The organism is Pseudomonas sp. Ma2-10, assembly GCF_054330215.1.
In genome coordinates, this window is record NZ_JBTEYL010000001.1 from 411,139 (window position 1) to 437,587 (window position 26,449).

Genomic DNA, 26,449 nt, shown 5'->3' on the forward strand with positions numbered 1-26,449 from the left:
GGACCTGCTCGCGATAGCGGTTTTGCACTCAACATCAATGTTGAATGTGATGGCCTCATCGCGAGCAGGCTCGCACAGCTTTAGACGTCGCCGAGGCCGTCTATCAGTGCCTGATTCTGCTCCGGCGTGCCAATCGAGATCCGCAGGAACTGGGCAATCCGTTCCTGCTTGAAGTGCCGAACGATCACCCCTTGTTCACGCAACTTCGCCGCCAGCCCGGCCGCATCGTGCTGCGGGTGATGGGCAAAAATGAAGTTCGCCGCCGACGGCAGGACTTCAAAGCCCTTCTCTTCCAATTGCGCAACGACCCACTCACGATGCTCGATGACCAACCGGCACGTCTTGTCGAAGTACTCACGATCTTCAAACGCTGCGGCTGCACCGACATTCGCGAGGCGATCAATCGGATAGGAGTTGAAGCTGTTCTTGATCCGCTCCAGCGCCTCGATCAGGTCCGGATGCCCCACCGCCAGCCCCACCCGCAGGCCGGCCAGTGAACGGGACTTGGACAGGGTCTGGGTCACCAGCAGGTTCGGATAACGATCCACCAGGCTGATCGCCGTCTGACCGCCGAAATCGATGTAGGCCTCATCCACCACGACCACTGAATCCGGGCTGGCCTTGAGGATTTGCTCCACGGCATCCAGCGCCAACAGGCAGCCCGTCGGTGCGTTCGGATTCGGGAAGATGATCCCGCCGTTCGGCTTGGCGTAGTCCGCCGGGTTGATCTGGAACTGCTCATCCAGCGGCACCGCGTCGAAGGCGATGCCGTACAACCCGCAGTAAACCGGATAGAAGCTGTAGCTGATGTCCGGGAACAGCAGCGGCTGATCGTGTTGCAGCAAACCGTGAAAGATGTGCGCCAGGACTTCATCGGAACCGTTGCCGAGAAACACCTGATTGCTCTGCACGCCGTAGTACTTGGCGACGGCTTGCTTGAGCACATCACTGTTCGGGTCCGGGTACAGGCGCAAATTGTCATTCAGTTCGGCCTGCATCGCCGCCAAGGCTTTTGGCGATGGTCCGTACGGGTTTTCATTGGTGTTGAGCTTCACCAGCTTCACCAGCTTCGGCTGCTCGCCCGGTACATAAGGCACCAGATTCTTGACGAACGGGCTCCAGAGTTGACTCATGTTCAGTTCCCCTGCCCTTGTGAAAAGTCTTCGTCAACGATGCGGTATTCGGCACTCCGCGCGTGGGCGGTCAGCGACTCGCCACGGGCCAGCACGGAAGCGGTTTTGCCCAGTTCCGACGCACCCTGCTCGGAGCAGAAGATGATCGACGAACGCTTCTGGAAGTCGTACACACCCAACGGCGAGGAGAAACGCGCGGTGCCGGAGGTTGGCAACACGTGGTTGGGACCGGCGCAGTAGTCGCCCAAGGCTTCGGAGGTGTGACGGCCCATGAAGATCGCGCCAGCGTGGCGAATCTTCGGCAGCCAGGCCTGCGGATCAGCAACGGACAACTCAAGGTGTTCCGGCGCGATGCGGTTAGCCACTTCGATGGCTTGGTCCATGTCGCGAACCTTGATCAGCGCGCCACGGCCATTGATCGACGTTTCGATGATCTCGGCGCGCTCCATGGTCGGCAGCAGTTTGGCGATGCTGGCGGCAACCTTGTCGAGGAACTCGGCGTCCGGGCTGACCAGAATCGCCTGGGCGTCTTCGTCATGCTCGGCTTGGGAGAACAGGTCCATGGCGATCCAGTCCGGATCAGTCTGACCATCGCAGACCACGAGGATTTCGGATGGGCCGGCGATCATGTCGATGCCGACCTGGCCGAACACGTGGCGCTTGGCGGTGGCGACATAGATATTGCCCGGACCGACCACCTTGTCGACCTTCGGCACGCTTTCGGTGCCGTAAGCCAGCGCAGCGACCGCTTGAGCGCCACCGATGGTGAACACGCGGTCGACGCCGGAAATACAGGCTGCGGCCAGCACCAACTCGTTGATTTCGCCACGAGGCGTCGGCACCACCATGACCACTTCGGTCACACCGGCCACCTTGGCCGGAATCGCGTTCATCAGTACCGAGGACGGATAAGACGCCTTGCCGCCCGGGACATACAGGCCAGCGCGATCCAGCGGCGTAACTTTCTGGCCCAGCACCGTGCCGTCGGCTTCGGTATAGCTCCAGGAGTCCTGCTTCTGTTTCTCGTGGTAGCTGCGTACTCGGGAGGCGGCTTTTTCCAGCGCTTCACGCTGAGGCGCGGTGATTCGGGTCAGGGCCAGTTCCAGGCGCTCACGAGGCAGGATCAGGTCCGCCATGGACGCGACCTGCAGGCCGTCGAACTTCTGGGTGAATTCCACCAGCGCCGCATCGCCACGCTCGCGCACGGCCTTGATGATGTCCAGCACCCGCTGATTGACCGAGTCGTCAGACACACTTTCCCAGCTCAGCAGATGATCCAGATGATGTGCGAAATCCGGATCAGCAGCGTTGAGTCGGCGAATTGCAGTCGGTGCGGTCATAGCGAGAGCCTCATAGGAATGGCGAAAACTCAGGTACCCGAAGCTACCATCGATCCGCTTGGGCACCTGAGAATTCTGGCTATGAGGCGGATAGACGGGCGCGACTTAACGTCGCGCAGGTGAATCAGCCGCGGTGTCGAGACTCCACTGCCTTGCGCAGGGTGTCGATCAACGCCTGGATACGGGCGTGCTGCATTTTCATCGAAGCTTTGTTCACGATCAACCGGGAGCTGATGTCGGCAATGAAATCCTGGGGTTCCAGACCATTGGCGCGCAGGGTGTTGCCGGTATCGACCACGTCGATGATCTTGTCTGCCAGACCGATCAGCGGCGCCAGCTCCATCGAGCCATAGAGCTTGATGATGTCGACCTGACGGCCCTGTTCGGCGTAGTAGCGCTTGGCAACGTTGACGAATTTGGTCGCTACACGCAGACGGCCCTTGGGCTCGACATCGCCGACACGGCCGGCGGTCATCAGCTTGCAGAGGGCAATTCGCAGGTCCAATGGCTCGTACAAACCCTGGCCGCCGTACTCCATCAGCACATCTTTACCGGCGACGCCCAAGTCAGCGGCACCATGTTCGACGTAAGTCGGCACATCGGTGGCGCGCACGATCAACAGACGTACATCGGCCTGGGTCGTGGGAATGATCAGCTTGCGGCTCTTGTCCGGATTCTCGGTCGGCACGATGCCCGCTTCAGCCAGAAGCGGCAGGGTGTCGTCAAGGATGCGGCCCTTGGACAGTGCGATGGTCAACATGGGAAACGTCAGTCCTTATCAGGCTACTGATGCCCGGTCGCAAATGGCGCCGGGCACACATCGAGCCCGAGAAGGCTCGACTTGAAACGAAATCAACGGGCACGTCCCTGTGCCCATGCAGCAGAAACTAGCCCGGTACGCGGCGGATCTTGGCGCCGAGCATCTGCAGTTTCTCTTCGATGCACTCATAACCACGGTCGATGTGGTAGATGCGGTCGATCAAGGTGTCACCTTCGGCGATCAACGCCGAGATCACCAGGCTGGCCGAAGCACGCAGGTCGGTGGCCATGACTGGCGCGCCCTTGAGCTTTTCGGTACCGGTGACGATGGCAGTGTTGCCTTCGACCTGGATCTTGGCGCCCATACGGTGCAGTTCGTAAACGTGCATGAAGCGGTTTTCGAAGATCGTCTCGATCACGGCACCGGTGCCTTCGGCAATGGCGTTGAGGGAGATGAACTGCGCTTGCATGTCAGTCGGGAATGCCGGGTAGGGAGCGGTGCGTACGTTAACGGCTTTTGGCCGCTTGCCGTGCATGTTCAGCTCGATCCAGTCTTCGCCGCAGGTGATTTCGGCACCCGATTCTTTGAGCTTCTCAAGAACGGCTTCGAGGATAGTCGGATCGGTGTCCTTGACCTTCACACGACCGCCGGTCACAGCAGCTGCGACCAGGTAAGTGCCGGTCTCGATACGGTCAGGCATCACTTTGTAAGTGGTCGGGTGCAAACGCTCGACGCCATCGATGGTGATGGTGTCTGTACCGGCGCCAGTGATCTTGGCGCCCATGGCGATCAGGAAGTTCGCCAGGTCGATGACTTCAGGCTCGCGAGCAGCGTTTGCCAGAACGCTGCGGCCCTTGGCCAGAGCAGCCGCCATCATGATGTTTTCGGTACCGGTCACACTGACGGTGTCGAAGAAGAAGTGCGCGCCACGCAGGCCACCTTCAGGCGCCTTGGCCTTGATGTAGCCGCCTTCGACGTCGATGATTGCGCCCATGGCTTCGAGGCCACGAATGTGCAGGTCAACCGGACGCGAGCCAATGGCGCAACCGCCGGGCAGTGCGACTTCGGCTTCACCAAAACGCGCAACCATCGGGCCCAGCACCAGGATCGACGCACGCATGGTTTTCACCAGTTCGTACGGAGCGATCAGGGTCTTGATGGTGCGCGGGTCGATTTCGACGCTGAGTTTCTCGTCGATCACAGGCTCGATGCCCATACGGCCGAACAGCTCGATCATGGTGGTGATGTCGTGCAGGTGCGGCAGGTTAGCCACGGTCACCGGGCCATCACACAGCAGGGTTGCAGCCAGGATCGGCAGGGCAGAGTTCTTTGCCCCGGAGATGCGGATTTCGCCATCAAGACGAACGCCACCGGTAATTATCAATTTATCCATAAGAATCTCGACGCCCTTGGGCTCAGGTGCGCTCGGCCCAGGCCGCGCTGCTGAAAAATTTCATAGTGACCGCATGGATGCTGCCATCGGTGATCCATGGGTTCAAATGGGCATAGATCTGCTGCTGACGCTTCACCGGGCTTAACGCCGCCAGTTCATCGCTAATCACGTTCAGCTGAAAGTTGCAGCCTTCGCCCTCGACTTCTACCAGGGTTCCTGGCAGCTTTCCTTCTAGGAAGCTCTTCACTTCTACGGCCTGCATGCTCAACCTCAATCGGCGCCCTGTGCGCGCGGGTCGGACATCATACAAAAAAGCCCCGCGCCTGCGAACCCCGCGAAGCAGGACTCTGACGGGGGGCCTCTTTATAGATGCGGTTAGGGGTGCGCCAACAGCTCGGTCAATTCGCTGACCTGAGCGATTTCGCGCATGTCTTCTGGCATCCCGCGGATGCTCAGCGCCTTGCCGGCCGCCTCTGCATCACGCATGAAGCACAGCAGCAGCGACAAGCCGACACTGCTGGACTTCAGCACTGCCGAACAATCGACCACCAGTGCCTCGGCCTTGCTGGACTTAATCAGCGCCTGCCCCTGCTTGCGCAAACCGGGGCCAGTGCGGTAATCCAGCATGCCGCTAAGCGTCAACTCACCGGATTCGCTCATGCGAACGGCCGACACACTCATTGAGCTTGCGTCTCGGTTGTTTGCTTCTGACTGACTTCCTTGGCTTTGGCGACTTCCCCGGCCCAATCATTGATGGTCTTGTCCAGGTCATTGCCATTGCGCTGCATCGCTTCAGAGAACTGATCACGGAACAGCTTGCCGATGTTGATACCGTTGATGATCACATTGCGCAGCTTCCACTCGCCGCTGATCTTTTCGAGCGTGTAAGACACAGGATAAATCGCGCCATTGCTGCCTTTGACCGTCATACCGACGCTGGTCCGGTCGCCGGACTCATCCTTGGCAGGGTCTACGACGATCCCCTGATTGTTGTATTCGAGCAAAGCGTTGCCATAGAACTGGAACAGACCCTTTTTGAAGTTCTCTTCAAAGGTCTTCATTTGCGCAGGCGTGGCTTTGCGCGAGTATTTAACCGTCATGATGCTCTTGGAAATGCCCTCGGCATCCACAACAGGTCCGACGATGCTGTCCAGCGCGGCATAAAAATCTTTCGGATCCTGCTTGTACTTCTCTTTATTGGCCGCCAGATCGGCAAGTAGCCGATTGGTGGTGTCCTGTACCAGTTCGTGCGCGGAAGGCGCCGCCACGGCGTTAGCCATCAAAGGCAGGGCCGAGAGTAATACCAACAGGCCACGTCGCAAGGTAGAGATCATTCAAAAGCTCCTCATTTGGCGTCTTTACTAACGGTATTGAGCAGGAATTTACCGATCAGGTCTTCGAGTACCAGCGACGACTGCGTGTCGTGGATGGTTCCACCATCCTTGAGCAAGTCTTCTTCGCCGCCCACGCTGATACCAATGTATTTCTCGCCCAACAGGCCAGCGGTCAGGATAGATGCGGTGGAGTCAGTCGGCAGGTTGTCTACGCGCTTTTCCAACAGCATGGTCACTCGACCGGTGAAACTGTCGCGGTCCAGATCGATCGCCGTGACCTTGCCGATGGTCACACCGGCCATGGTCACTTTAGCTCTGACAGTCAAACCGGCGATATTGTCGAAATACGCATAAAGTTTATAAGTGTCGGTGGTTGCGCTCGGGGACAGGCCACTCACCCGCAACGCCAGCAACAGCAAAGCCAGGATGCCAGCCAGCAAGAAAAGGCCGACACCGATTTCCAGGGTGCGGTTTTGCATCAGAAATCTCCAAACATCAAGGCGGTCAGAATAAAGTCCAGGCCGAGTACAGCCAAAGAGGCATACACCACGGTCTTGGTAGTGGCACGACTGATCCCCTCGGAAGTGGGCTCGCAGTCATAGCCTTGGAATACGGCGATCCAGGTCACGACAAAGGCGAAAACGATGCTTTTGATGATGCCGTTGAGCACATCGTCTGCAAAGGTCACGCTGTTCTGCATGTTGGACCAATAGGAACCTTCATAGACACCCAGCCAGTTGACGGCCACCCACGAACCACCCCAGATGCCCACCACGCTGAAGATCATCGCCAGCACCGGCAGGGAAATGAAGCCGGCCCACAGGCGCGGGGCAATGATGTACTTGAGCGGGTCGACACCAATCATTTCCAGACTGGACAACTGCTCGGTGGACTTCATGTTGCCGATTTCGGCAGTCAATGCCGAACCGGCGCGTCCGGCGAACAACAACGCCGTGACCACGGGCCCCAGTTCGCGCAACAGCGTCAGCGCAACCATCTGGCCGACCGCCTGCTCAGAACCATAGCTGGATAGAATGTTGAAGCCTTGCAGCGCCAGCACCATGCCAATGAATACCCCGGAGACCACAATGATCACCAGGGACATTACGCCCACCGAATGCAGTTGCTTGATCAGCAAGCCAAAACCGCCGCCAATGCCGCCACGGCCAAACAAGGCATGAAACAGGAATATCGCCGAACGGCCGAACACCCCCAGCACGTCAATGCCAGAGTGGCCGAACCGGCGAACCCGTTCTATCAGTGAAATCTTGCGCATCAACGCTTCCCCAGAAGATCTGCGCGGTAATCCGTCGCTGGAAAGTGATAGGCGACCGGACCGTCAGGCTCGCCTGTCATGAATTGACGGATGCGCGGCTCCTGCGAGCTCATCAACTCCTCGGGAGTGCCCTGCCCCAGTACCTGGCCTTCGCCGACGACATAGATGTAATCGGCGATGCTCGCGGTTTCGGCCAGGTCATGGGAGACCACGATACTGGTGATGCCCAGCGCATCGTTGAGCAGGCGGATCAGGCGCACCAGCACGCCCATGGCGATGGGGTCCTGGCCGACAAAGGGCTCGTCATACATAAGGATCTGCGGATCGAGGGCAATTGCCCGGGCCAGCGCGACACGACGCTTCATGCCGCCGGACAACTCGTCAGGCATCAGATCGATAGCGCCACGCAAGCCCACGGCCTGCAATTTGAGCAGGACGATGTCCCGGATCATTTCTTCCGGTAGTTCGGTGTGAACGCGCAGTGGAAAAGCGACGTTCTCGAACACATCGAGATCGGTAAACAGAGCACCGCTCTGAAACAGTACGCCCATGTGCTTGCGCGCATCGAACAGGTCACTGCGCGATAGCTTCGGCAGGTTCTGCCCGTTGACCCAAACTTCGCCTTTGGTGGGCCGCAACTGTGCGCCCATCAGCCGCAACAGCGTAGTTTTGCCACACCCGGAAGGCCCCATGATGCCGGTGACCTTGCCGCGCGGGATACGTATATCGACGTTATTGAAAATGCTGCGCGTTCCGCGCTTGAAGGTCAGTCCCTTCAGCTCGACCGCGTAGGCTTTATCGGCACTCATCTAAACTCCTTGCGATGCAGCCTCTCACTCGGACGCCTGACTTTCTGGCGAAAGCACATACCTCCCGGGCAGGCCGAACTGGCGGCGAACTATATCACTGCAAATGCCACGCGCCCAAGACCCAAGCCGCGCCATGTTCAGCAACTTGACGGAGTAAAAGCTTCTATTCGGAGGTATTCGGTAACTGAGAATGACAAAGCGTGACGAACTTGCGTGAGGGTTTCGATCATTACCGTTATAATCGCCGCCTTTTCATCAGGCTATACGATTTCTGACATGAGCCAATCCAGCGACCTGATTCAATCTGCCCAACGCACCATCCGCCTCGAACTGGAAGCCATACAAGGCTTGCTGCCCCGTATCGACGCAGATTTCGTACGCGCTTGCGAGATGATTCTGGCCAGCAAAGGCCGCGTGGTCGTGGTCGGCATGGGGAAATCCGGGCACATCGGCAACAAAATTGCCGCCACCCTGGCCAGCACCGGCACCACAGCCTTTTTCGTGCACCCGGCCGAAGCCAGCCACGGCGACATGGGCATGATCACCCGCGACGACATCATCCTGGCGCTGTCTAACTCCGGCTCCACCAATGAAATCGTCACCCTGCTGCCGCTGATCAAACGCCTGGGTATTCAATTGATCAGCATGACCGGCAACCCTGTATCACCGCTGGCGAAGGCTGCCGAGGTCAACCTTAACGTGCATGTAGAGCACGAAGCCTGCCCACTCAACCTGGCACCGACCTCGTCGACCACCGCCGCGTTAGTCATGGGCGACGCCCTGGCCGTTGCGCTGCTGGAAGCCCGCGGTTTTACGGCTGAAGATTTCGCCTTTTCCCACCCCGGCGGCGCCCTTGGCCGACGCCTGCTGCTGAAAGTGGAAACCGTCATGCACGCCGGAGCAGAATTGCCCCTGGTGCAACGTGGCACGCTACTCAAGGACGCCTTGATGGAAATGACCCGCAAGGGCCTGGGCATGACCGCGATTGTAGAGCCCGATGGCAAACTGGCCGGGATCTTCACCGACGGCGACTTGCGCCGCACCCTTGACCGGACCATCGACATCCACCATACGTCCATCGACGAGGTCATGACCGTCCACGGCAAGACCGCCCGGGCCGATATGCTCGCGGCCGAGGCCTTGAAAATCATGGAAGACAATCGAATCAATGCGCTGGTAGTGGTAGACAAGGAGGACCGTCCAATCGGCGCCTTCAACCTGTCCGATCTGCTGCGCGCAGGAGTAATGTGATGAGCACCGACCTGCTGCAACGCGGCAAGAACATCCAACTGGCGGTTTTTGACGTCGATGGCGTACTGACCGACGGACGCCTGTACTTCCTCGAAGACGGCAGCGAATTCAAGACGTTCAACACCCTCGACGGCCAAGGCATCAAGATGTTGATGGCAGCCGGTGTGCAGACCGCTATCATCAGCGGCCGCAAGACCCCGGTGGTCGAGCGACGAGCGAAGAACCTCGGAATTCCACACGTGTACCAGGGGCGCGAAGACAAACTGGTGGTGCTCGACGAACTTCTTGCCCAACTCAACCTAAGCTATGAGCAAGTCGCCTATCTCGGCGACGACCTGCCGGACCTGCCGGTGATTCGCCGTGTCGGCCTGGGCATGGCGGTGGCAAATGCTGCCAGTTTCGTCCGTGAACACGCCCACGGCATCACCCAGGCCCGCGGTGGCGAAGGTGCCGCTCGCGAATTCTGCGAACTGATCCTGCGCGCGCAGGGCCGCCTTGATGCGGCAAACGCCGCGTACCTGTGAGCCAACTATGCTGAGCAAAAAGATTCGCAAATTCCTGGTGTTCGGTTGCATCGCAGCGATATTCGCGGCGGTCGGCTACTGGAACATCAGCCCGGAACGCTTCCTCGATCAGCCGGTGGCAAAGATCGATGAAACCGCGATCGACTATTACGCGACCAACGCCCACAGCATGCAATATCTGCCGGACGGCAAACTGCAATACGACATGACGTCCGACAAGGTTGAACACCTGAAAGCCACCGAAGTGACGCTGCTGACCAATCCCGACCTGAACATGTTCCGCGGCACCGAGTTCCCGTGGCACGTCCAGAGCGAGCACGGAGAAGTAAATCCCGACGGCACTCAAGTCGAACTGATTGACTCGGTGCGTATCACGCGCTTCGACGAGAAAAACCGCAGGACCCTGATTACCACCACCCGCATGACAGTGTTCCCGCAGCGGCAATATGCGCAGACCGAGCAACCCGTTAGAATCGACGGCGCTGGTGGTGTGACGACTGGCAAGGGAATGAAAGCGTATTTGAAAGAAAGCAGGATACACCTGCTATCGAACGTAAGAGGACAGTATGAGGCTCGTTAAAACCCTCCCTATTTTGCTCGGTCTGAGCGCAGCACTGGGAAGCGTGAGCGCCTGGGCACTGCCGACCGATCAAGCGCAGCCTATCCGCATTCAGGCCGACGACGCCCAACTGGACGACAAAAATGGCGTTGCCACCTACAAAGGTGACGTGATCATTACCCAGGGCTCGATGATCGTTAAAGGCAACACCGTGACCATCACCCGCACGCCGGCCGGCGACATTGACGTGGTGACTTCGGTGGGCAATCTTGCCTACTTCGAGCAGTTGCAGACAGCGGGCGACACCAAGCCGGTTCAGGGCTACGGAGTGACCATCCAGTACCACGCCTCGCAAAACCGCGTTGTATTGATTGATCGAGCCAAAGTCATCGACAAGGACAGCAACGTCACCCAAGGCGAGAAAATCGTCTACGACACGGTCAAGAAACTTGCGAGCGCCGGTCGCGCGACGGGCAGCAAGATCACCGAATCGCGTCCGCGCATCGACATGGTAATCCAGCCAAAGAAGAAAACCGACGAGCAAAAGGCCCAGTAATGGCAACTCTGAAAGCTCAGCATCTGGCCAAGAGCTACAAGAGCCGCCAGGTCGTGCGTGACGTGAGCCTGTCGATCGACAGCGGTCAGATCGTCGGCCTGCTAGGCCCCAACGGCGCCGGCAAAACCACCTGCTTTTACATGATTGTCGGCCTGGTACAGGCCGATCAGGGCCGCGTACTGATTGACGACCTTGATGTCAGCCACCAACCCATGCACGGTCGAGCGAAGGCCGGCATCGGCTATCTTCCGCAAGAAGCTTCGATCTTCCGCAAACTCTCGGTAGCCGACAACATCATGGCGATCCTCGAGACCCGCAAGGAACTCGACAAGGCCGGCCGTCGCAAAGAGCTGGAAAGCCTGCTGCAGGAATTCCACATCAGCCACATCCGCGACAATCTCGGGATGAGCCTGTCCGGCGGTGAACGCCGCCGCGTGGAAATCGCCCGAGCACTGGCTACCAACCCTAAATTCATCCTGCTCGACGAACCGTTCGCAGGCGTGGACCCGATTTCGGTGGGCGACATCAAGCAGATCATCTACCACCTCAAGGCCAAGGGCATTGGTGTGCTGATCACCGACCACAACGTCCGTGAAACCCTGGATATCTGCGAAACCGCCTACATCGTCAACGATGGCCAGCTGATCGCCGAAGGTGACTCTGCCACCATCCTGGCCAACGACTTGGTCAAGGAAGTGTATCTGGGCCATGAGTTCCGCCTGTAAGCACTGAAGTGTCTGGCTGGTTGCTCGAGCGCTTGTCCCAATAAAAAATCAACATTTTTTTTATTGTTACAGCGCTCTAGGCAAACGTTGCAGTTTCGGGCATATAATTTGCTTATGTTTGGCGCTCCGGCGCCCTATAGTGGATGGCGCATGTGCGCCGGCGAATAAGGTGTTAAGCCCCTGCCATGAAACCATCGCTAGTCTTGAGAATGGGCCAGCAGCTGACGATGACACCGCAGCTGCAACAGGCCATCCGCCTACTCCAATTGTCGACCCTGGACCTGCAACAGGAAATCCAGGAGGCCTTGGAGTCCAATCCGATGCTCGAACGCCAGGAAGAAGGCGACGACTTCGATAACGCCGACCCCTTGGCCGACAAAGCCGAACAGCAACCTAACGTCGACATTCAGGAACCCTCCTACCAGGAAACCGCCCCGACGGTGGACAACCTCGAGGAAGGCGACTGGAATGAGCGCATCCCCAACGAATTGCCCGTCGACACCGCGTGGGAAGACGTCTACCAGACCAGCGCCAGCAGCCTGCCGAGCAACGATGACGACGAGTGGGATTTCACCACCCGCACATCGGCCGGCGAAAGCCTGCAAAGCCACCTGTTGTGGCAACTGAACCTGGCCCCGATGTCCGACACTGATCGCCTGATCGCTGTAACTCTGATCGACTGCATCAACAATCAGGGATACCTGGACGAAACCCTCGAGGAGATCCTCGAAGCCTTCGACCCGGAACTGGATATCGAACTGGACGAAATAGAAGCCGTCCTGCACCGCATCCAGCAATTCGAACCCGCTGGCATCGGCGCCCGCAACCTGAGCGAATGCCTGCAGTTGCAATTGCGTCAGCTGCCCGCCAAGACGCCTTGGCTGGTCGAGGCCAAACGCCTGGTCACCGATTACATCGACCTGCTCGGCAGCCGCGACTACAGCCAACTGATGCGTCGCATGAAGCTCAAGGAAGATGAACTGCGTCAGGTGATCGAACTGGTGCAGAGCCTCAACCCGCGCCCGGGCTCGCAAATCGAGTCCGGCGAAGCCGAATACGTCGTTCCAGACGTGATCGTACGCAAGGACAACGAGCGCTGGCTGGTGGAACTGAACCAGGAATCCGTGCCACGACTGCGGGTCAACGCCCAATACGCCGGTTTCGTGCGCCGCGCCGACACCAGCGCCGACAACACCTTCATGCGCAATCAGTTGCAAGAGGCCCGCTGGTTCATCAAAAGCCTGCAAAGCCGCAACGAAACCCTGATGAAAGTAGCCACTCAAATCGTCGAACATCAGCGCGGCTTTCTTGAATACGGCGACGAAGCCATGAAACCGCTGGTCCTGCATGACATCGCCGAAGCGGTGGGCATGCACGAGTCGACGATTTCACGGGTGACCACGCAGAAATTCATGCATACCCCACGGGGCATATATGAACTGAAATACTTTTTCTCCAGCCACGTCAGCACCTCCGAGGGCGGCGAATGCTCGTCCACGGCAATCCGCGCGATCATCAAAAAACTGGTTGCCGCGGAAAATCAGAAAAAGCCGTTGAGTGACAGCAAGATCGCTGGTTTACTGGAGGCACAAGGCATTCAGGTGGCTCGCCGCACCGTCGCCAAGTACCGCGAATCCCTCGGGATCGCGCCTTCGAGCGAACGCAAGCGGTTGATGTAGAGCCACGCCACAGCGTTCCAGTGGCAGGCATTTCTGCCTGCCGCTTTATGCACTGGCAACGAAGGAGAAGCTGTATGCAAGTCAACATCAGTGGACACCAACTGGAAGTGACCGAACCTCTTCGCACCTACATCGGCGAAAAACTCGAACGATTAGAGAGGCATTTCGACAAGATCACCAACGTGCAAGTCACGATGACGGTCGAAAAGCTCAAGCAGAAAATCGAAGCCACGCTGCATATTCCCGGCAATGAAGTGGTCGCAAACGCGGAGCATACCGATATGTATGCGGCGATCGACGCACTGACCGACAAGCTGGATAAACAACTCAAAAAGCATAAGGAAAAGACCCAAAGCCTCCTCCAGGGCGCCACCGGTCGTTAACACTCCCAACCCATGATCCGACTTGAAAGCATCCTGACCCCCGGCCGTTCCCTCGTGAACGTGCCGGGTGGCAGCAAAAAGAAAGCCCTCGAGCAAATTGCCAACCTTATCCACAAAGAAGTACCGGATCTGGAGATGCAAGATGTCTTCGAGGCTCTGATTGCCCGCGAAAAACTCGGCTCAACCGGTTTTGGCAACGGCATCGCCATTCCCCACTGCCGCCTGAAGGGCTGTACTTCGCCCATCAGTGCCCTGATGCACCTTGATGCACCCATCGATTTCGACGCCATCGACGGCGCCCCGGTTGACCTGCTGTTCGTTCTGCTGGTCCCGCAAGCTGCTACCGATGCGCACCTGGAGTTACTGCGCCAGATCGCCAGCATGCTCGACCGCAAGGAAGTGCGCGAAAAACTGCGCAGCGCCCCGAGCAATGAAGCCTTGTATCAGGTTGTCCTGGACGAGCAAAACGGTCATTAATCATGCGTTTGATCATCGTCAGTGGCCGCTCCGGCTCAGGTAAAAGTACCGCACTCGATGTTCTTGAGGACAACGGCTACTACTGCATCGACAACCTGCCCGCCGGTCTGTTGCCGGAACTGGCCGAACGCGCGTTGATTCACACCGAACTGGCACAACCGCTGGTTGCCGTATCCATCGATGCGCGTAACTTGCCGAGCCACTTGTCGCGGTTTCCCGAACTACTGGAAGAAGTGCGCAGCCGGCATATCCAGTGTGACGTGCTTTATCTGGACGCCGACGAAGAAACCTTGCTCAAACGTTTCTCGGAAACCCGCCGTCGTCACCCGCTGAGCAATGCCAATCGCTCGCTGGCCGAGGCCATCAATGATGAGACCGCCCTGCTCGGGCCGATTGCCGACCTCGCCGATCTCAAAGTAAACACCACCAACCTGAACCTGTATCAGCTGCGAGATACCATCAAGCTGCGTCTGCTGAACCAGCCGGAACCCGGTACGGCGTTCCTGGTGGAGTCCTTCGGCTTCAAGCGTGGCATGCCGGTGGACGCTGACCTGGTGTTCGACGTGCGCTGCCTGCCGAACCCTTACTGGAAGCCAGAATTGCGCGATCAATCCGGGCTCGACCAACCGGTTGCCGAGTACCTGGCGGCACAGCCGGACGTCGAAGAGATGTTCCAGGACATCTCCACCTACTTGTTCAAGTGGCTGCCACGCTTTGCCGCCAGCAACCGCGCTTATGTCACCATCGCCATTGGCTGCACCGGCGGCCATCACCGCTCCGTCTACCTGACCGAACGTCTGGGGCAGGCCCTGCAAAAAACCCTGAAGAACGTCCAGGTTCGCCACCGCGACCTCAGCTAAAGGATTCACACCGCGATGCCTGCTCTGGAAATTGAAATCATCAACAAGCTGGGCCTGCATGCCCGCGCTTCTGCAAAATTCGTTGGCGTCGCCGGTGAGTTCAAGGATTGCACGATCAGAGTAGGACGCACGCCGGAATCCACGGTCGACGGAAAAAGCATCATGGCAATGATGATGCTCGCTGCAGGCAAGGGCACCAAAATCCACCTGAGCACCGAAGGTGAACGAGCTGATGAGGCGCTGCAGGCATTGGTGGATTTGATCAACGACTTCTTCGGCGAAGGCGAGTAACCCTCGCTTAGTCGAGCGCTGTATCCATCACTATCATCAAGCAAAACCCGATCAGTAACATTGCCCCGGCCGCCAGTGCCAATCCCAAGGGCAACAACAGTTCGGCCAGGCTCACTAGCCAGGCGCACAACAACGCGACATCCCCGCCAGCAATAACAGCCATCCGAATGCTCAACAAAACATTCGTCCAGTTACTCATCGATCGCCTCAGCCAAGGAGCCTTCAGGATTGCCGCCGCGCGCAGCTGCTCCGGCCACTCGGCAAACCCGGTGCCTTCCACCGCAGCGTTGAGGTCGTTGATGTAGGTCGGGTGATGCAGGGTGTAATGGATTCCCATGGTCTGCGCATCGATGTGCAGCAATCGATGCGTACGCGGGTACTCGCCGTACTCGCTGATAAAATTCAGCAGCTCGACCTATGTTTTGCTGCTCTGGCGCAACGCTGCTTCACGCAGGGCCGGCGCCAGTCACGGGTCCTGCATGGTCCTGGCGCACAGGTACTCGACGCTCTCCTCAGGCTGGTTCAGACGCAAATCACCCGGTATTGAGAACCGAAACACCCCGACGAAACGCATAAGCTTCATTGTGGGAGCGATGTAGGACGCATAAAAAAAGGCGCGCCACCTGATGGGGTGGTACGCCTTTTTTGTGTAGCGGTTTGCGTTAGCTACCCGCCACCGTCATACGTTCTATCAGCACCGAACCTGTACGAATGTTGCTGCGCAGCTCCAGGTCATTACCGACGGCAACGATCTGTTTGAACATGTCGCGCATGTTGCCGGCGATGGTCACTTCCTGGACCGCAAACTGGATTTCACCATTCTCGACCCAGTAACCCGCCGCGCCACGGGAGTAATCGCCAGTGACCATGTTCAGGCCCTGGCCCATCAACTCAGTCACCAACAGGCCGCGACCCATGCGGCGCAGCAAGGCTGCCTGGTCTTCTTCGCCATGGGTGACGAACAGGTTGTGCACACCGCCAGCGTTGGCGGTGCTCGGCATCCCGAGTTTACGGCCAGAGTACGTGCCGAGAATGTATGAGACCAACTCGCCTTTTTCGACGAACGGTTTGGCGTACGTTGCCAGACCATCGCCATCAAACGCCGAACTGCCCATAGCCCCCATCAGGTGCGGACGCTCATCGATGGTCAGCCATTCCGGGAACAGTTTCTGTCCCAGCGTGCCTTCAAGGAACGAGGACTTTCGATACAGACTGCCGCCGGAAATCGCCGAGAGGAAACTGCCGAACAAACCACCGGCCAGTTCTGCGGAAAACAGTACCGGCACTTCACAGGTCGGCACTGGACGCGCGCCCAGACGGCTCGCCGCCCGTTGCGCGGCACGCTGGCCGATGCTCACCGGGTCGGCCAGCAAGTTGCCCTGACGGTTCACGTCGTACCAGTAATCGCGCTGCATCTGGCCGTCGGCCTCGGCAATCATCACGCAGCTCAGGCTGTGCCGGGTCGACGCGTAGCCGCCGATAAAACCATGGCTGTTGCCATAAACACGGCAGCCCTGGTGGGTGCTGAGGGTGGTGCCATCGGCATTCTTGATCCGGCTGTCGGTGGCAAACGCCGCCGCTTCACAGGCCAGGGCCTGCTCGATAGCTTGCTCCGGCGTTATGTCCCATTCGTGGAACAGGTCGAAATCCTGCAGATCCTTGGCCATCAGCGCAGCATCCGCCAGGCCCGAAGCTTCGTCTTCAGACGTGTGCTTGGCGATGGCCAGGGCGGCGGCGACGGTTTCGCGAATCGCCTCCGGACCGCTGGCGGACGTGCTGGCCGAACCCTTGCGCTGGCCAACGTACAAGGTGATGCCGAAGCCCTGATCGCGGTTGAATTCGACGGTTTCGACTTCACGCTGACGCACCGAGGTGGACAGGCCCTGCTCCAGGGACACCGCCACTTCACAGGCACTGGCACCCTGGCGCTTGGCTTCAGCGATGATCTGCTCGACTTGTTCTTGCAGTGCCGGCAACGCTTGTGGGCCGACGCTTTCAACTGCACTCATGCTGTTCTCCACTCAAATTCTGCTTTCGGCTGGGGCCTTCGAGCGACCGGGCCGGACAAGCGGCCCCCGACTGGTTATCATGGCGGCGTTTCTTTGCGGACGGCCACCATGGTTGATTCTTACGACGACTCCCTCGATACGGGAGAAAAAAGCAAATCCCAGGTTAAACGCGAGCTTCATGCTCTGGTTGACCTTGGCGAGCGCCTTACAACGCTCAAGCCTGACTTGCTGGCAAAACTGCCGTTGACCGACGCTTTGCGCCGGGCTCTGGGCGATGCCTCCAAGCACACCGCGAATATCGCGCGTAAACGGCACCTTATGTTCATCGGCAAACTGATGCGCGATCAGGACACTGACGCCATTCTGACTCTGCTCGATCAACTCGATGCCTCCACTCGGCAGTACAACGAACGTTTCCATGGCCTGGAACGCTGGCGTGATCGTTTGATCGCGGGCGACGATGCGGTCCTGGAGAAGTTCGTGGTCGACTACCCGGAGGCTGATCGTCAGCAATTGCGCTCCCTGATCCGTCAGGCCCAGCACGAACTGGCGACCAACAAGCCACCGGCATCGAGCCGTAAAATCTTCAAGTACATCCGTGAGCTGGACGAGACTCAACGCGGTCTGCGTTAAATCTCTTCCCGGGTGAGTCGCCACGCGGCCCACCCGAAGCTTCACTTTTTCAAACGCCCTTACGATCCTGTGCCACCCACAGTGATCGCATCGATTTTCAGCGTTGGCTGGCCGACACCCACCGGCACCGACTGCCCATCCTTGCCACACGTGCCCACGCCGCTGTCCAGCGCCAGATCGTTACCGACCATCGACACCTTGCTCATGGCCTCCGGCCCGTTGCCGATCAACGTCGCGCCTTTGACCGGGGCAGTGATTTTGCCGTCCTCAATCAGGTACGCCTCGCTGGTGGAGAACACGAACTTGCCGCTGGTGATGTCCACCTGACCGCCGCCGAGATTGGCGCAGTAGATGCCGCGCTTCACCGAGGCGATGATTTCTGCGGGGTCGCTTTCGCCCGCCAGCATGTAGGTGTTGGTCATGCGCGGCATTGGCAGGTGCGCGTAGGATTCACGACGACCGTTACCGGTACGGGCCACGCCCATCAGGCGGGCGTTGAGTTTGTCCTGCATGTAGCCTTTGAGTACGCCGTTTTCGATCAGCGTCGTGCACTCGGTCGGGGTGCCTTCATCATCGACGCTCAGGGAGCCGCGACGACCGGCCAGCGTGCCATCATCAACGATGGTGCAAAGCTTGGACGCAACCATCTCGCCCATGCGCCCGCTGTAGGCCGAACTGCCCTTGCGGTTGAAGTCGCCTTCCAGACCGTGGCCGACCGCTTCGTGCAGCAACACACCGGACCAGCCCGACCCCAGCACCACCGGCAACGTACCGGCCGGCGCAGGAATGGCTTCCAGATTCACCAACGCCTGACGCAGCGCTTCACGGGCATAGCTCATGGCGCGGTCATCGCTGAGGAAATAACGGTAATCGGTACGACCGCCACCGCCATGACCGCCGCGTTCACGGCGACCGTTCTGCTCGACGATCACACTGACGTTAAAGCGCACCAACGGCCGTACATCGGCTGCCAGGCCGCCGTCGGTGGAGGCCACGAGGATTCGTTCCCAGACGCCGGCCATGCTCACAGTGACTTGCTGGATACGCGGGTCGAGGGCGCGAGTCGCGACGTCGATACGCTTGAGCAGTTCGACCTTCTCGGCACGGGTCATGACTTCCAACGGGTTGTCCGGCCCGTACAACTGGGCGACATCCTGAGTGGTGAAGGCTTGCACCGTGCCGTTCTGACCGGCGCGGGAGATCGAACGTGCAGCACGGGCCGCGGCGCCGAGGGCTTCAAGGGTAATGGCATTGCTGTAGGCAAAACCGGTTTTCTCGCCTGATTGCGCTCGCACGCCGACGCCCTGGTCGAGATTGAAGCTGCCTTCCTTGACGATCCCGTCTTCCAGCGCCCAGGACTCGGAAATCTGCCCCTGGAAATACAGGTCGGCAGCATCGATGCCCGGGCCGGCCAGATCGCCGAGCACACCTTGCAGGCTCTCGATTGTTACGCCGCCGGGCGCCAGGAGGTGTTCACTGACTGAGGACAACAACTCGCTCATATGCTTTACGCCTTAAATTCATCGTTCTGAGGCAGGTCGCTGGGCGCCCTGCGAGAAAAATCGCCGGTGACTGGATACCGGCATCCGCGCCCTGATGGACGCCTGTTCGCTGCTATCGCGTTCGGCCAGCAGCACGGCCTCGCCTTGATCCTGTTGCGCCAGCACACGTCCCCACGGGTCGATAATCGCGGCATGGCCAAAGGTTTCTCGCGGCCCCGGATGCGTCCCACCCTGGGCAGCCGCGAGCACATAACATTGAGTTTCGATGGCCCGCGCTCGAATCAACACCTCCCAATGCGCCGCGCCAGTCACCGCGGTAAAGGCCGACGGCGCGGTAATCAACTCCGCCCCGGCAGCGCGTAATTCGCTGTATAGCTCCGGGAAGCGCAGGTCGTAACACACCGTCAGCCCGACTCGACCGACGGGCGTGTCCGCCACGACTACCCCACGACCATAAGCATAGTCATCGGATTCGCGATAACGCCCGCGATTGTCCGCCACATCGACGTCGAAAAGGTGCAACTTGTCATACCGTGCAACGGTTTCGCCGTGGTCATCCACCAGCAGCGAGCAGGCATGCACTTTGGCCGTCGGTTGATCCACCGGCGGCAACGGCAATGTGCCTGCCACTATCCATAACTTGAGGTCGCGGGCGGTCTGTTTCAACCATGGCAGGATCGGGCCTTCGCCCAATGCCTCGGCGCGGCCGATGCCGGCCGTGTCGCGACGACCCATGGCGGCGAAGTTCTCCGGCAGCACGGCAAGCTGCGCACCACCGGCCGCCGCGTGCTCGAGCAGCCGTCGGGCCTGGGCCAGATTCGCCAGCACATCGCTCTGGCTGACCATTTGAATCACCGCTACAGACATGGCGCGCTCCTTCATCGCTTTTTATAAGGGCAGGCCGCCATGCTACTCCATAGGCTTGGGAAGTGCGTTTTCAAAAAGTTTGTCAAAAAGGCTTGTCGAAGGTGATTTTCGGCTCTTTCCACGGCCCCTTGACGGTGTATTGGACGCTGGCGAAACGCGCTACACGGTCACCAATCAGCTTATCGATCAGGAACAGCGCGCCGCCGATCGCCGGTGCACCGACGATCAGCGCGGCAATCGGCAGGTTGTTGGTCACAGGCAACGTCACCAGCAACTTGGCATCGACCATATCGCCTACCAGGTCCAGCGTCCCGTTGAGTTCGATGTTGCTCGAGGGACCGGTCATCCGGATCGGCTCACGCGTCACGTATACGCCGTTGGTCGCAACCAGCAGGCCTTTGACCCGGTCATAACTCAAACCTTTGCCGAACAGGTCGGAGAAGTCCAGACGCAACCGGCGGCCGATGGAGTTGAAGTTCAGCAAGCCAAACACTCGCAACGCCTGGGCGCTGCCTTCAATTTCAACAAACTGACCCTTATTCAGCGAAGCATCGAGGGTTCCAGAGAAGCGCTTGGTGGCCAGCCAGGCCGGCGAACCGGGCCAGCGACCATCGACATCCATATGAAAATCTTCACTGGTGACACTCGGCGCAAAGCCCCAGCCCTTCAGTACATCGGCTAGATTCTTGCCGCTGATCCGGCCCTTGTACCAACTGCCGCTGGATCCGGGCGTGCCTTCCCAACCGCCGCGGCCCTGCAGGAGAATGCCCTTGAGGCCCAGATCCAGCGTATTAAACGCAATGCCCTTGGCGGTCGGACGGATTTTCAGATGCCAGGCCCCGACGAGGTCCTTGCCCTGGAACAGCTGATTGATGGTGATATCCAGTGCCGGGATCTTCGTCGGATCCACCGAGGCCAGCGGATCTGACGAGTTTTCGTCGGCCAGGACCGTCGGGTCTGGCGCCGGCAAACGCACGTATTGCAGATTGATCGCAATCGGCGCGCCTTTCGTCGCATCAGGGATGCTGGCACTGCCCTTGACCTGCTGACTGTCGAGCTGCAAAGCCCACGCAGCAGGTTTGCGATTCAACTGCACGGAAGCCTGATCGAGCGTAGTGCCGACACCGCTGAGCTTGCCAATCTTGAGATCCACACCGCTGAGCAACTGCTTGGCGTTGCCGCCCGGATCCTGGCCAGCATACTTGTCTACCAGATCCTTCCACGGGCCAACATCCAGTTCCGACAACACACCGCGCACCCGCAGGCCTTTAGCCCCAGGTAGCACGGCATTGCCGCCCCCCAGGAACAACTCACCGCGCCCGTAGGCAAAGTTGCCGGCCGGCGCCGCAAACGCGAAGTTCGCCAGCTCACCGTAGTTGACCCGGTAGCGGCGCTCGGGCCCCTGTAGGGTCATGCGGAACGTGGTGTCGCGGCCGACGTCGGGCGCCATGCCGAACGGCGCCGGCAAATTGATTGCGACCCCCTTGAGGTTGGATCTGACCATCAATTGACTGTCGGCCCCATCAAGGGTCAGTTGCAGCTGATAAGGGATCACACCGGACACGGGCAACGGCTGAGTAACACTCAGCCAATCAGTGAGTTTCTTGACCTCGACCTGGCCCGAGGCGGCGACGCGAGTCTTGAGGTTGCCGGAGCCGCCATCGGCGAAAATCTGTGCAGTAACCGGTTTATCGAAAGCGCGCGCGGTGATGTTTTTCCCGCTCAAACCCTTGCTGCTGTCGAAACGGAAATCGCCCTTGAGCTGAGTCAGCTCCAGGGTTGGCTCGGCCAGTTTCAGGCGGGCCTTGGCGGTCTTGAAGTCGACGAGGATCTTCGGCTGCTCGCCTTTGACCAATGGAATGTCCAGTTTCAGTTTGCCTCGCAGATCGCCCTCGCCTTCCCAACCGGCAAAGGTGGCTGCGGTGCCGATCGGTGCTTCCTGGAGAATATTCAGGCCATCGCCCAACCCGCCAGCGAATTCACCGTCGAGGAACAGATGGACATTTTGCCCCGCTGGCACATGAGGAATATTGACGTAAATGTCGCTGACCTGGGTATTGAGCAACTGCCCCTTGCTGGCCAGGATCCGCACACCGCTGTCTTCTACAAACACGTCGCCCGTGACGTTGCTGACATGTGGCCAGCCTGGCTGGAAGGCCAGTTCGGCGTCGTGAACCTTGAAGAACAGGCTGATGCTGCGAGCAGTCTCGTCGGCACCGTGGTTCAGCGAACCCTGGTACTGGAAGAAGCCTTCGTCCACTGCACCCTTGAGAATCGCTGTTCGCAGCCATTCGTCCAGCCCCGGACTCAGCATGGCCGGCAAATACTTGGCGGTGTATCGACCGTCGCCGTCCACCAGACCCACCCGCAGGTCCATATAGTCTTCCTGGGTATGGTCGAAATGCAGGCGAATCAGAAAGTCGCCGGCAATCTTGCCTTCTTCGCCCAACACCTTCAGGTATGGCGCGATCAAGGTGAAGGCTTCTTTATCGAGCGTCCAGGTCAGTCGGGCATTGGCCTGAATGTACTGCCATGGCTTGGCGAAGATTGGGTCCAGATGCAGGGAAAAATCCTTGCTGTCCATGCGCAACTCGCCACTGCCCAGATCACCGCTGATGCTGCCACTGACATTTCGTGCCGCCGGAGCGCCGTGATAGGCATCGAAGCCGACCCGATCCAGGTTGGCGGCAAAGCTGAATTTGCTGTCGTCGGTGGCATTGGGCCGGAAGTCGATCAGCACGTTGCGCAGGCCGCCGGTCACTTTGAGTCGTTCGACGGCGGTGGCGATGCCTTCGGGCAGCGGCCCCAAGGCATTCAGTATCGGGGTGATCGGGGTGAGATCGAGGCGGTCGGCTTGCAGATGCCAAAGCTCTTCAGCCTTGTCGGTCGCCGCATTTTGTTTGAGTTGCACATGCGATTCCCAACGGGTCTCACCCAGGTTCATGGCCAGCGAATCCAGGGTTACCAGCACGCCTTCGGAGCTGCGCTGGTAATAGCCATTGAGCGCCAGATTGTTGATCTGGATCGGCTTGCGCTCGGCGTACGCACCCTTGAGTTGCGGTGCGTTCAGGCGAATCGCAGCACTTTGCAGGGCACCCTTGTTCCAGTTCACCCAAAGCTCGCCGCCAGCCTTGAACTCGGAAAAATTCCATTGCTGGGTCAGTCGCTCAGGCAACCATTTCGACCAGTCGCTTTGCGGCAGGCTCAAATAAGCTTCGGCCTCGCCGTCTTTCCATTCGCTGGCGCGCAGGCGGGTCCGCAGACTGATTGCCACCGGTTGTCCGTCGGGCAGAGTCAAGCGCGCATCGAGTCGCTGGCGGGAGACGCCGGTTTTCAGATTCAGCCCGACGTATGTCAGGGTCAGCGGCTGCTCTTGCAGTGGCTGGAAAGTGACTTGGCTATCGAGTACCGACAGTTGCTGAACCACCTGCATGCGATTGAGCAATTGCGCAGGATCCAGCGGCTGATCCTGCTGGACCGGCAAACCTTCCAGCGCCCAATGGCCGTCCTCGCTTTCCTTGAGGCTGATCTTCAGGCCGCTGAGTTCCAGGTGAGCGATGCGCACTTCACGCGCCATCAGGCTGGCCCAAAGATCCGGTACCGCGCGCACCTGATCCAGACGCAAGGCATTGGCGCCCTCGCCGACCATCACGTCGTGAGCCAGCATGATCGGAGCAAAACCACTCCAGCTACCTTCCAGTTCACCGATATTCAGCGGCATACCCAAGGCAGCACTGGCTTTGGCTTCGACTTCGGCACGGTACTCGGCCACCAGCGGGGTCAGCTCTCGGCCGAGGCTGACGTATAACGCCAACAACACCAACACCAACGCACACAGCCCCAGACCCCAGCGGGTCAGTGCGGCCAAAATGCGTGTCAGACGCTCCATGTCAGGTGGCTCCCATGGCAAAAATACTGCAAAAAGCTGAGGCCAGCCGTTCTAGCAGGGTTGGAAGACCGCGATTCAGAGCAGCACCACGTCGTATTGTTCCTGGGAATACATGGTTTCCACCTGGAACCGGATGGTGCGCCCGATAAAACCTTCGAGCTCGGCGACATTGCCCGATTCTTCATCGAGCAAACGGTCAACCACTTTCTGGTTTGCCAATACACGATAGCCTTCCGCCTGATAGGCGCGCGCTTCCCGGAGGATTTCGCGGAAAATTTCGTAGCAAACGGTTTCCGGCGTCTTGAGCTTGCCGCGGCCCTGACAGCTGCTGCACGGCTCGCACAGCACTTGTTCAAGACTTTCGCGAGTGCGCTTGCGGGTCATCTGCACCAGGCCCAACTCGGTGATGCCGATGATGTTGGTCTTGGCATGATCGCGCTCCAGCTGCTTCTCGAGTGTGCGCAACACCTGACGCTGGTGCTCTTCATCTTCCATGTCGATGAAGTCGATGATGATGATCCCGCCCAGGTTGCGCAGGCGCAGCTGGCGGGCAATGGCGGTCGCGGCTTCGAGGTTGGTCTTGAAAATGGTTTCTTCAAGGTTGCGATGGCCGACGAACGCCCCGGTGTTGACGTCAATGGTGCTCATGGCTTCAGCCGGATCGACCACCAGGTAGCCGCCGGATTTCAGCGGGACTTTACGTTCCAGGGCTTTCTGGATTTCGTCTTCGACGCCATACAGGTCGAAAATCGGCCGCTCACCCGGGTAATGCTCAAGACGATCGGCGATTTCCGGCATCAGTTCGGCAACGAACTGTGTGGTTTTCTGGAAGGTCTCCCGGGAGTCGATCCGGATCTTCTCGATCTTCGGGCTCACCAGATCACGCAAGGTGCGCAGCGCCAGGCCGAGGTCTTCGTAGATCACACTCGGTGCGCCGATGGTTTTGATCTGCTCGTTGATCTGATCCCAGAGACGACGCAGGTAGCGAATATCCATGAGGATTTCTTCGGCACCGGCACCTTCGGCTGCGGTGCGCAGGATGAAGCCGCCGACCTCTTTGATGCCTTCTTTGGCCACACAGTCAGTGACCACTTGTTTGAGACGTTCACGCTCGGCTTCGTCTTCGATTTTCAACGAAATGCCAACGTGCGCGGTGCGCGGCATGTACACCAGATAACGCGACGGAATCGACAACTGGGTCGTCAGGCGCGCGCCTTTTGAGCCGATCGGGTCCTTGGTCACTTGCACCACCAGGCTCTGACCTTCGTGAACCAGAGCGCTGATGCTCTCGACCGCAGGGCCTTCGCGCAGGGAGATTTCCGAGGCATGAATGAACGCGGCGCGGTCCAGTCCGATGTCGACAAATGCCGCCTGCATGCCGGGCAATACCCGCACGACCTTGCCTTTATAGATGTTGCCGACGATCCCGCGCTTTTGCGTGCGCTCGACGTGGACCTCTTGCAGAACACCGTTTTCAACCACCGCCACGCGCGATTCCATCGGCGTGATGTTGATCAGGATCTCTTCACTCATGGCAGGGTCTCGTTCAGGCATGTTCACGATAATGGCCGCATCTTGTCAGTACGACGCTCAACGCGCGTTAAGGGTTTGCCAACAGGGTATGCCGAAATGGCCCAACAGCTCAGCGGTTTCGCACAGCGGTAACCCGACCACCGCCGAGTAACTGCCATTGAGCCCGGCGACAAACACCGCTCCGAGCCCTTGAATGCCATAGCCGCCGGCCTTGTCCTGTGGCTCGCCGCTGGCCCAGTAGGCCACCGCCTCATCACGACTGATGTTGCGAAAACGCACCCGACTGCTCACCACCCGAGACTCGCAACGCTCACCACCGAGCACCGCAATCGCCGTCAGGACTTCATGCTCACACCCGGACAACATCATCAGCATGGCGCACGCTTGCGCTTCATCAACCGGCTTGCCCAAAATTTTACCGTCCAGCACCACGGCGGTGTCGGCGCCCAGCACGCAAAAATCTGTATCGGACACGACGGTCCGACGCCCGGCCTCGGCTTTGCAGCGCGCCAGGCGCTCGACATAGGCCGAAGGGGATTCATTTTCTAAAGGGGTTTCATCAATGTCCGCACTGATGACGGAGAACGGCACGCCGATCTGCGTGAGCAGTTCACGTCGACGCGGCGAGCCTGAGGCCAGGTACAACAATTTCATCAAGACATCTCC

The 26,449-nt window shown here is 59.1% G+C and carries 27 protein-coding genes and 2 pseudogenes; 11 read left to right on the plus strand and 18 right to left on the minus strand.

Going from position 1 to position 26,449, the window contains the following annotated elements; translation table 11 throughout:
* Positions 1–80 precede the first annotated feature (80 nt).
* From hisC to ACXPVS_RS01855, 10 genes are all read right to left on the minus strand, one after another.
* On the minus strand, positions 81–1,133 hold the full coding sequence (gene hisC, locus ACXPVS_RS01810; RefSeq protein ID WP_458508387.1) for a histidinol-phosphate transaminase: 1,053 nt from the start codon (positions 1,131–1,133) through the stop codon (positions 81–83).
* A 2-nt stretch (positions 1,134–1,135) separates the two neighbouring features.
* A complete protein-coding gene (hisD, locus tag ACXPVS_RS01815) occupies positions 1,136–2,473 on the minus strand; it encodes a histidinol dehydrogenase (RefSeq protein WP_458508388.1) in 1,338 nt (445 codons plus the stop codon).
* Positions 2,474–2,597: 124 nt separating this feature from the next.
* Positions 2,598–3,233 (minus strand): ATP phosphoribosyltransferase, encoded by a 636-nt coding sequence (gene hisG / locus ACXPVS_RS01820; RefSeq protein ID WP_007901570.1) that lies wholly within the window; start codon positions 3,231–3,233, stop codon positions 2,598–2,600.
* 127 nt (positions 3,234–3,360) lie between these two features.
* Positions 3,361–4,626 carry a UDP-N-acetylglucosamine 1-carboxyvinyltransferase gene (gene murA, locus ACXPVS_RS01825; protein WP_458508389.1) on the minus strand — a complete coding sequence of 422 codons (1,266 nt, stop codon included), beginning with the start codon at positions 4,624–4,626 and terminating at the stop codon, positions 3,361–3,363.
* Positions 4,627–4,648: 22 nt separating this feature from the next.
* On the minus strand, positions 4,649–4,888 hold the full coding sequence (locus tag ACXPVS_RS01830) for a BolA family protein (RefSeq protein ID WP_007912386.1): 240 nt from the start codon (positions 4,886–4,888) through the stop codon (positions 4,649–4,651).
* A gap of 113 nt (positions 4,889–5,001) precedes the next feature.
* The gene (locus tag ACXPVS_RS01835) at positions 5,002–5,307 is read right to left on the minus strand and encodes an STAS domain-containing protein (protein WP_458508390.1); all 306 of its coding nucleotides are present in this window, start codon (positions 5,305–5,307) and stop codon (positions 5,002–5,004) included.
* Complete coding sequence (locus tag ACXPVS_RS01840) at positions 5,304–5,960, minus strand: MlaC/ttg2D family ABC transporter substrate-binding protein (RefSeq protein ID WP_458508391.1); 657 nt, start codon at positions 5,958–5,960, stop codon at positions 5,304–5,306. Before ACXPVS_RS01840 ends, ACXPVS_RS01835 begins: the two co-directional genes overlap by 4 nt.
* A gap of 11 nt (positions 5,961–5,971) precedes the next feature.
* Complete coding sequence (gene mlaD / locus ACXPVS_RS01845; RefSeq protein WP_458508392.1) at positions 5,972–6,439, minus strand: outer membrane lipid asymmetry maintenance protein MlaD; 468 nt, start codon at positions 6,437–6,439, stop codon at positions 5,972–5,974.
* A complete protein-coding gene (gene mlaE, locus ACXPVS_RS01850; protein WP_458508393.1) occupies positions 6,439–7,236 on the minus strand; it encodes a lipid asymmetry maintenance ABC transporter permease subunit MlaE in 798 nt (265 codons plus the stop codon). Before mlaE ends, mlaD begins: the two co-directional genes overlap by 1 nt.
* Positions 7,236–8,045, minus strand: coding sequence for an ATP-binding cassette domain-containing protein (locus ACXPVS_RS01855; protein ID WP_458508394.1), 810 nt, complete (start codon positions 8,043–8,045; stop codon positions 7,236–7,238). Before ACXPVS_RS01855 ends, mlaE begins: the two co-directional genes overlap by 1 nt.
* 276 nt (positions 8,046–8,321) lie before the next feature.
* Between ACXPVS_RS01855 and ACXPVS_RS01860 the strand changes: the two genes are divergently transcribed.
* The 10 genes from ACXPVS_RS01860 (at position 8,322) to ACXPVS_RS01905 (ending at position 15,350) form a co-directional block, all read left to right on the plus strand.
* Complete coding sequence (locus tag ACXPVS_RS01860; RefSeq protein WP_458508395.1) at positions 8,322–9,296, plus strand: KpsF/GutQ family sugar-phosphate isomerase; 975 nt, start codon at positions 8,322–8,324, stop codon at positions 9,294–9,296.
* A complete protein-coding gene (locus ACXPVS_RS01865; protein WP_458508396.1) occupies positions 9,296–9,820 on the plus strand; it encodes a KdsC family phosphatase in 525 nt (174 codons plus the stop codon). The genes ACXPVS_RS01860 and ACXPVS_RS01865 overlap by 1 nt, the downstream gene beginning before the upstream one ends.
* A 7-nt stretch (positions 9,821–9,827) precedes the next feature.
* Complete coding sequence (gene lptC, locus ACXPVS_RS01870; RefSeq protein WP_458508397.1) at positions 9,828–10,400, plus strand: LPS export ABC transporter periplasmic protein LptC; 573 nt, start codon at positions 9,828–9,830, stop codon at positions 10,398–10,400.
* Positions 10,387–10,935, plus strand: a complete 549-nt coding sequence (lptA, locus tag ACXPVS_RS01875; RefSeq protein WP_458508398.1) for a lipopolysaccharide transport periplasmic protein LptA — start codon at positions 10,387–10,389, stop codon at positions 10,933–10,935. The genes lptC and lptA overlap by 14 nt, the downstream gene beginning before the upstream one ends.
* Complete coding sequence (gene lptB / locus ACXPVS_RS01880; RefSeq protein ID WP_027924532.1) at positions 10,935–11,660, plus strand: LPS export ABC transporter ATP-binding protein; 726 nt, start codon at positions 10,935–10,937, stop codon at positions 11,658–11,660. Before lptA ends, lptB begins: the two co-directional genes overlap by 1 nt.
* A gap of 185 nt (positions 11,661–11,845) precedes the next feature.
* The gene (locus tag ACXPVS_RS01885; RefSeq protein ID WP_458508399.1) at positions 11,846–13,339 is read left to right on the plus strand and encodes an RNA polymerase factor sigma-54; all 1,494 of its coding nucleotides are present in this window, start codon (positions 11,846–11,848) and stop codon (positions 13,337–13,339) included.
* Positions 13,340–13,413: 74 nt separating this feature from the next.
* Positions 13,414–13,722: a ribosome hibernation-promoting factor, HPF/YfiA family gene (gene hpf / locus ACXPVS_RS01890; protein WP_007941242.1), complete on the plus strand. Its 309-nt coding sequence runs from the start codon at positions 13,414–13,416 to the stop codon at positions 13,720–13,722.
* 12 nt (positions 13,723–13,734) lie between these two features.
* Positions 13,735–14,199 (plus strand): PTS IIA-like nitrogen regulatory protein PtsN, encoded by a 465-nt coding sequence (gene ptsN, locus ACXPVS_RS01895; RefSeq protein WP_008150761.1) that lies wholly within the window; start codon positions 13,735–13,737, stop codon positions 14,197–14,199.
* 2 nt (positions 14,200–14,201) lie between these two features.
* Positions 14,202–15,059 carry an RNase adapter RapZ gene (gene rapZ / locus ACXPVS_RS01900; protein ID WP_149630552.1) on the plus strand — a complete coding sequence of 286 codons (858 nt, stop codon included), beginning with the start codon at positions 14,202–14,204 and terminating at the stop codon, positions 15,057–15,059.
* A gap of 15 nt (positions 15,060–15,074) precedes the next feature.
* Positions 15,075–15,350, plus strand: coding sequence for an HPr family phosphocarrier protein (locus ACXPVS_RS01905; protein ID WP_458508400.1), 276 nt, complete (start codon positions 15,075–15,077; stop codon positions 15,348–15,350).
* 7 nt (positions 15,351–15,357) lie between these two features.
* Here ACXPVS_RS01905 and ACXPVS_RS01910 read toward each other — a convergent pair.
* The 3 genes and pseudogenes from ACXPVS_RS01910 to pmbA form a co-directional block, all read right to left on the minus strand.
* A pseudogene (locus tag ACXPVS_RS01910) lies at positions 15,358–15,486 on the minus strand (ZIP family metal transporter); the annotation flags it as partial.
* A 78-nt stretch (positions 15,487–15,564) separates the two neighbouring features.
* Positions 15,565–15,756 (minus strand): annotated as a pseudogene (locus tag ACXPVS_RS01915) (hypothetical protein); the annotation flags it as partial.
* A gap of 256 nt (positions 15,757–16,012) precedes the next feature.
* On the minus strand, positions 16,013–17,359 hold the full coding sequence (gene pmbA / locus ACXPVS_RS01920; protein ID WP_458508401.1) for a metalloprotease PmbA: 1,347 nt from the start codon (positions 17,357–17,359) through the stop codon (positions 16,013–16,015).
* 108 nt (positions 17,360–17,467) lie between these two features.
* Between pmbA and yjgA the strand changes: the two genes are divergently transcribed.
* Positions 17,468–17,992, plus strand: a complete 525-nt coding sequence (gene yjgA, locus ACXPVS_RS01925) for a ribosome biogenesis factor YjgA (protein WP_347803536.1) — start codon at positions 17,468–17,470, stop codon at positions 17,990–17,992.
* A 59-nt stretch (positions 17,993–18,051) separates the two neighbouring features.
* Here the strand turns inward: yjgA and tldD are convergent, their stop codons facing one another.
* From tldD to ACXPVS_RS01950, 5 genes are all read right to left on the minus strand, one after another.
* A complete protein-coding gene (gene tldD, locus ACXPVS_RS01930) occupies positions 18,052–19,494 on the minus strand; it encodes a metalloprotease TldD (RefSeq protein ID WP_008148876.1) in 1,443 nt (480 codons plus the stop codon).
* Positions 19,495–19,512: 18 nt separating this feature from the next.
* Positions 19,513–20,361: a carbon-nitrogen hydrolase family protein gene (locus tag ACXPVS_RS01935; protein ID WP_458508402.1), complete on the minus strand. Its 849-nt coding sequence runs from the start codon at positions 20,359–20,361 to the stop codon at positions 19,513–19,515.
* Between the two features lie 82 nt (positions 20,362–20,443).
* Positions 20,444–24,250 carry a YhdP family protein gene (locus ACXPVS_RS01940; protein WP_458508403.1) on the minus strand — a complete coding sequence of 1,269 codons (3,807 nt, stop codon included), beginning with the start codon at positions 24,248–24,250 and terminating at the stop codon, positions 20,444–20,446.
* A gap of 75 nt (positions 24,251–24,325) precedes the next feature.
* A complete protein-coding gene (rng, locus tag ACXPVS_RS01945; protein ID WP_458508404.1) occupies positions 24,326–25,783 on the minus strand; it encodes a ribonuclease G in 1,458 nt (485 codons plus the stop codon).
* Positions 25,784–25,840: 57 nt separating this feature from the next.
* A complete protein-coding gene (locus tag ACXPVS_RS01950) occupies positions 25,841–26,437 on the minus strand; it encodes a Maf family protein (protein ID WP_458508405.1) in 597 nt (198 codons plus the stop codon).
* Between the last annotated feature and the right edge of the window lie 12 nt (positions 26,438–26,449).

Bases quoted from the DNA above. Each gene is read 5' to 3' on its own strand.
- hisG (WP_007901570.1), bottom strand. From the start codon at position 3,233: ATGTTGACCATCGCACTGTCCAAGGGCCGCATCCTTGACGACACCCTG.
- ACXPVS_RS01840 (WP_458508391.1), bottom strand. From the start codon at position 5,960: ATGATCTCTACCTTGCGACGTGGCCTGTTGGTATTACTCTCGGCCCTG.
- tldD (WP_008148876.1), bottom strand. From the start codon at position 19,494: ATGAGCGAGTTGTTGTCCTCAGTCAGTGAACACCTCCTGGCGCCCGGC.
- ACXPVS_RS01830 (WP_007912386.1), bottom strand. From the start codon at position 4,888: ATGCAGGCCGTAGAAGTGAAGAGCTTCCTAGAAGGAAAGCTGCCAGGA.
- rapZ (WP_149630552.1), top strand. From the start codon at position 14,202: ATGCGTTTGATCATCGTCAGTGGCCGCTCCGGCTCAGGTAAAAGTACC.
- mlaE (WP_458508393.1), bottom strand. From the start codon at position 7,236: ATGCGCAAGATTTCACTGATAGAACGGGTTCGCCGGTTCGGCCACTCT.
- lptB (WP_027924532.1), top strand. From the start codon at position 10,935: ATGGCAACTCTGAAAGCTCAGCATCTGGCCAAGAGCTACAAGAGCCGC.
- ACXPVS_RS01905 (WP_458508400.1), top strand. From the start codon at position 15,075: ATGCCTGCTCTGGAAATTGAAATCATCAACAAGCTGGGCCTGCATGCC.
- murA (WP_458508389.1), bottom strand. From the start codon at position 4,626: ATGGATAAATTGATAATTACCGGTGGCGTTCGTCTTGATGGCGAAATC.
- yjgA (WP_347803536.1), top strand. From the start codon at position 17,468: ATGGTTGATTCTTACGACGACTCCCTCGATACGGGAGAAAAAAGCAAA.
- ACXPVS_RS01865 (WP_458508396.1), top strand. From the start codon at position 9,296: ATGAGCACCGACCTGCTGCAACGCGGCAAGAACATCCAACTGGCGGTT.
- ACXPVS_RS01950 (WP_458508405.1), bottom strand. From the start codon at position 26,437: ATGAAATTGTTGTACCTGGCCTCAGGCTCGCCGCGTCGACGTGAACTG.
- ACXPVS_RS01855 (WP_458508394.1), bottom strand. From the start codon at position 8,045: ATGAGTGCCGATAAAGCCTACGCGGTCGAGCTGAAGGGACTGACCTTC.
- ACXPVS_RS01940 (WP_458508403.1), bottom strand. From the start codon at position 24,250: ATGGAGCGTCTGACACGCATTTTGGCCGCACTGACCCGCTGGGGTCTG.
- ACXPVS_RS01835 (WP_458508390.1), bottom strand. From the start codon at position 5,307: ATGAGTGTGTCGGCCGTTCGCATGAGCGAATCCGGTGAGTTGACGCTT.
- hisC (WP_458508387.1), bottom strand. From the start codon at position 1,133: ATGAGTCAACTCTGGAGCCCGTTCGTCAAGAATCTGGTGCCTTATGTA.
- pmbA (WP_458508401.1), bottom strand. From the start codon at position 17,359: ATGAGTGCAGTTGAAAGCGTCGGCCCACAAGCGTTGCCGGCACTGCAA.
- lptC (WP_458508397.1), top strand. From the start codon at position 9,828: ATGCTGAGCAAAAAGATTCGCAAATTCCTGGTGTTCGGTTGCATCGCA.
- mlaD (WP_458508392.1), bottom strand. From the start codon at position 6,439: ATGCAAAACCGCACCCTGGAAATCGGTGTCGGCCTTTTCTTGCTGGCT.
- ACXPVS_RS01885 (WP_458508399.1), top strand. From the start codon at position 11,846: ATGAAACCATCGCTAGTCTTGAGAATGGGCCAGCAGCTGACGATGACA.
- hpf (WP_007941242.1), top strand. From the start codon at position 13,414: ATGCAAGTCAACATCAGTGGACACCAACTGGAAGTGACCGAACCTCTT.
- lptA (WP_458508398.1), top strand. From the start codon at position 10,387: ATGAGGCTCGTTAAAACCCTCCCTATTTTGCTCGGTCTGAGCGCAGCA.
- hisD (WP_458508388.1), bottom strand. From the start codon at position 2,473: ATGACCGCACCGACTGCAATTCGCCGACTCAACGCTGCTGATCCGGAT.
- ACXPVS_RS01935 (WP_458508402.1), bottom strand. From the start codon at position 20,361: ATGTCTGTAGCGGTGATTCAAATGGTCAGCCAGAGCGATGTGCTGGCG.
- ACXPVS_RS01860 (WP_458508395.1), top strand. From the start codon at position 8,322: ATGAGCCAATCCAGCGACCTGATTCAATCTGCCCAACGCACCATCCGC.
- ptsN (WP_008150761.1), top strand. From the start codon at position 13,735: ATGATCCGACTTGAAAGCATCCTGACCCCCGGCCGTTCCCTCGTGAAC.
- rng (WP_458508404.1), bottom strand. From the start codon at position 25,783: ATGAGTGAAGAGATCCTGATCAACATCACGCCGATGGAATCGCGCGTG.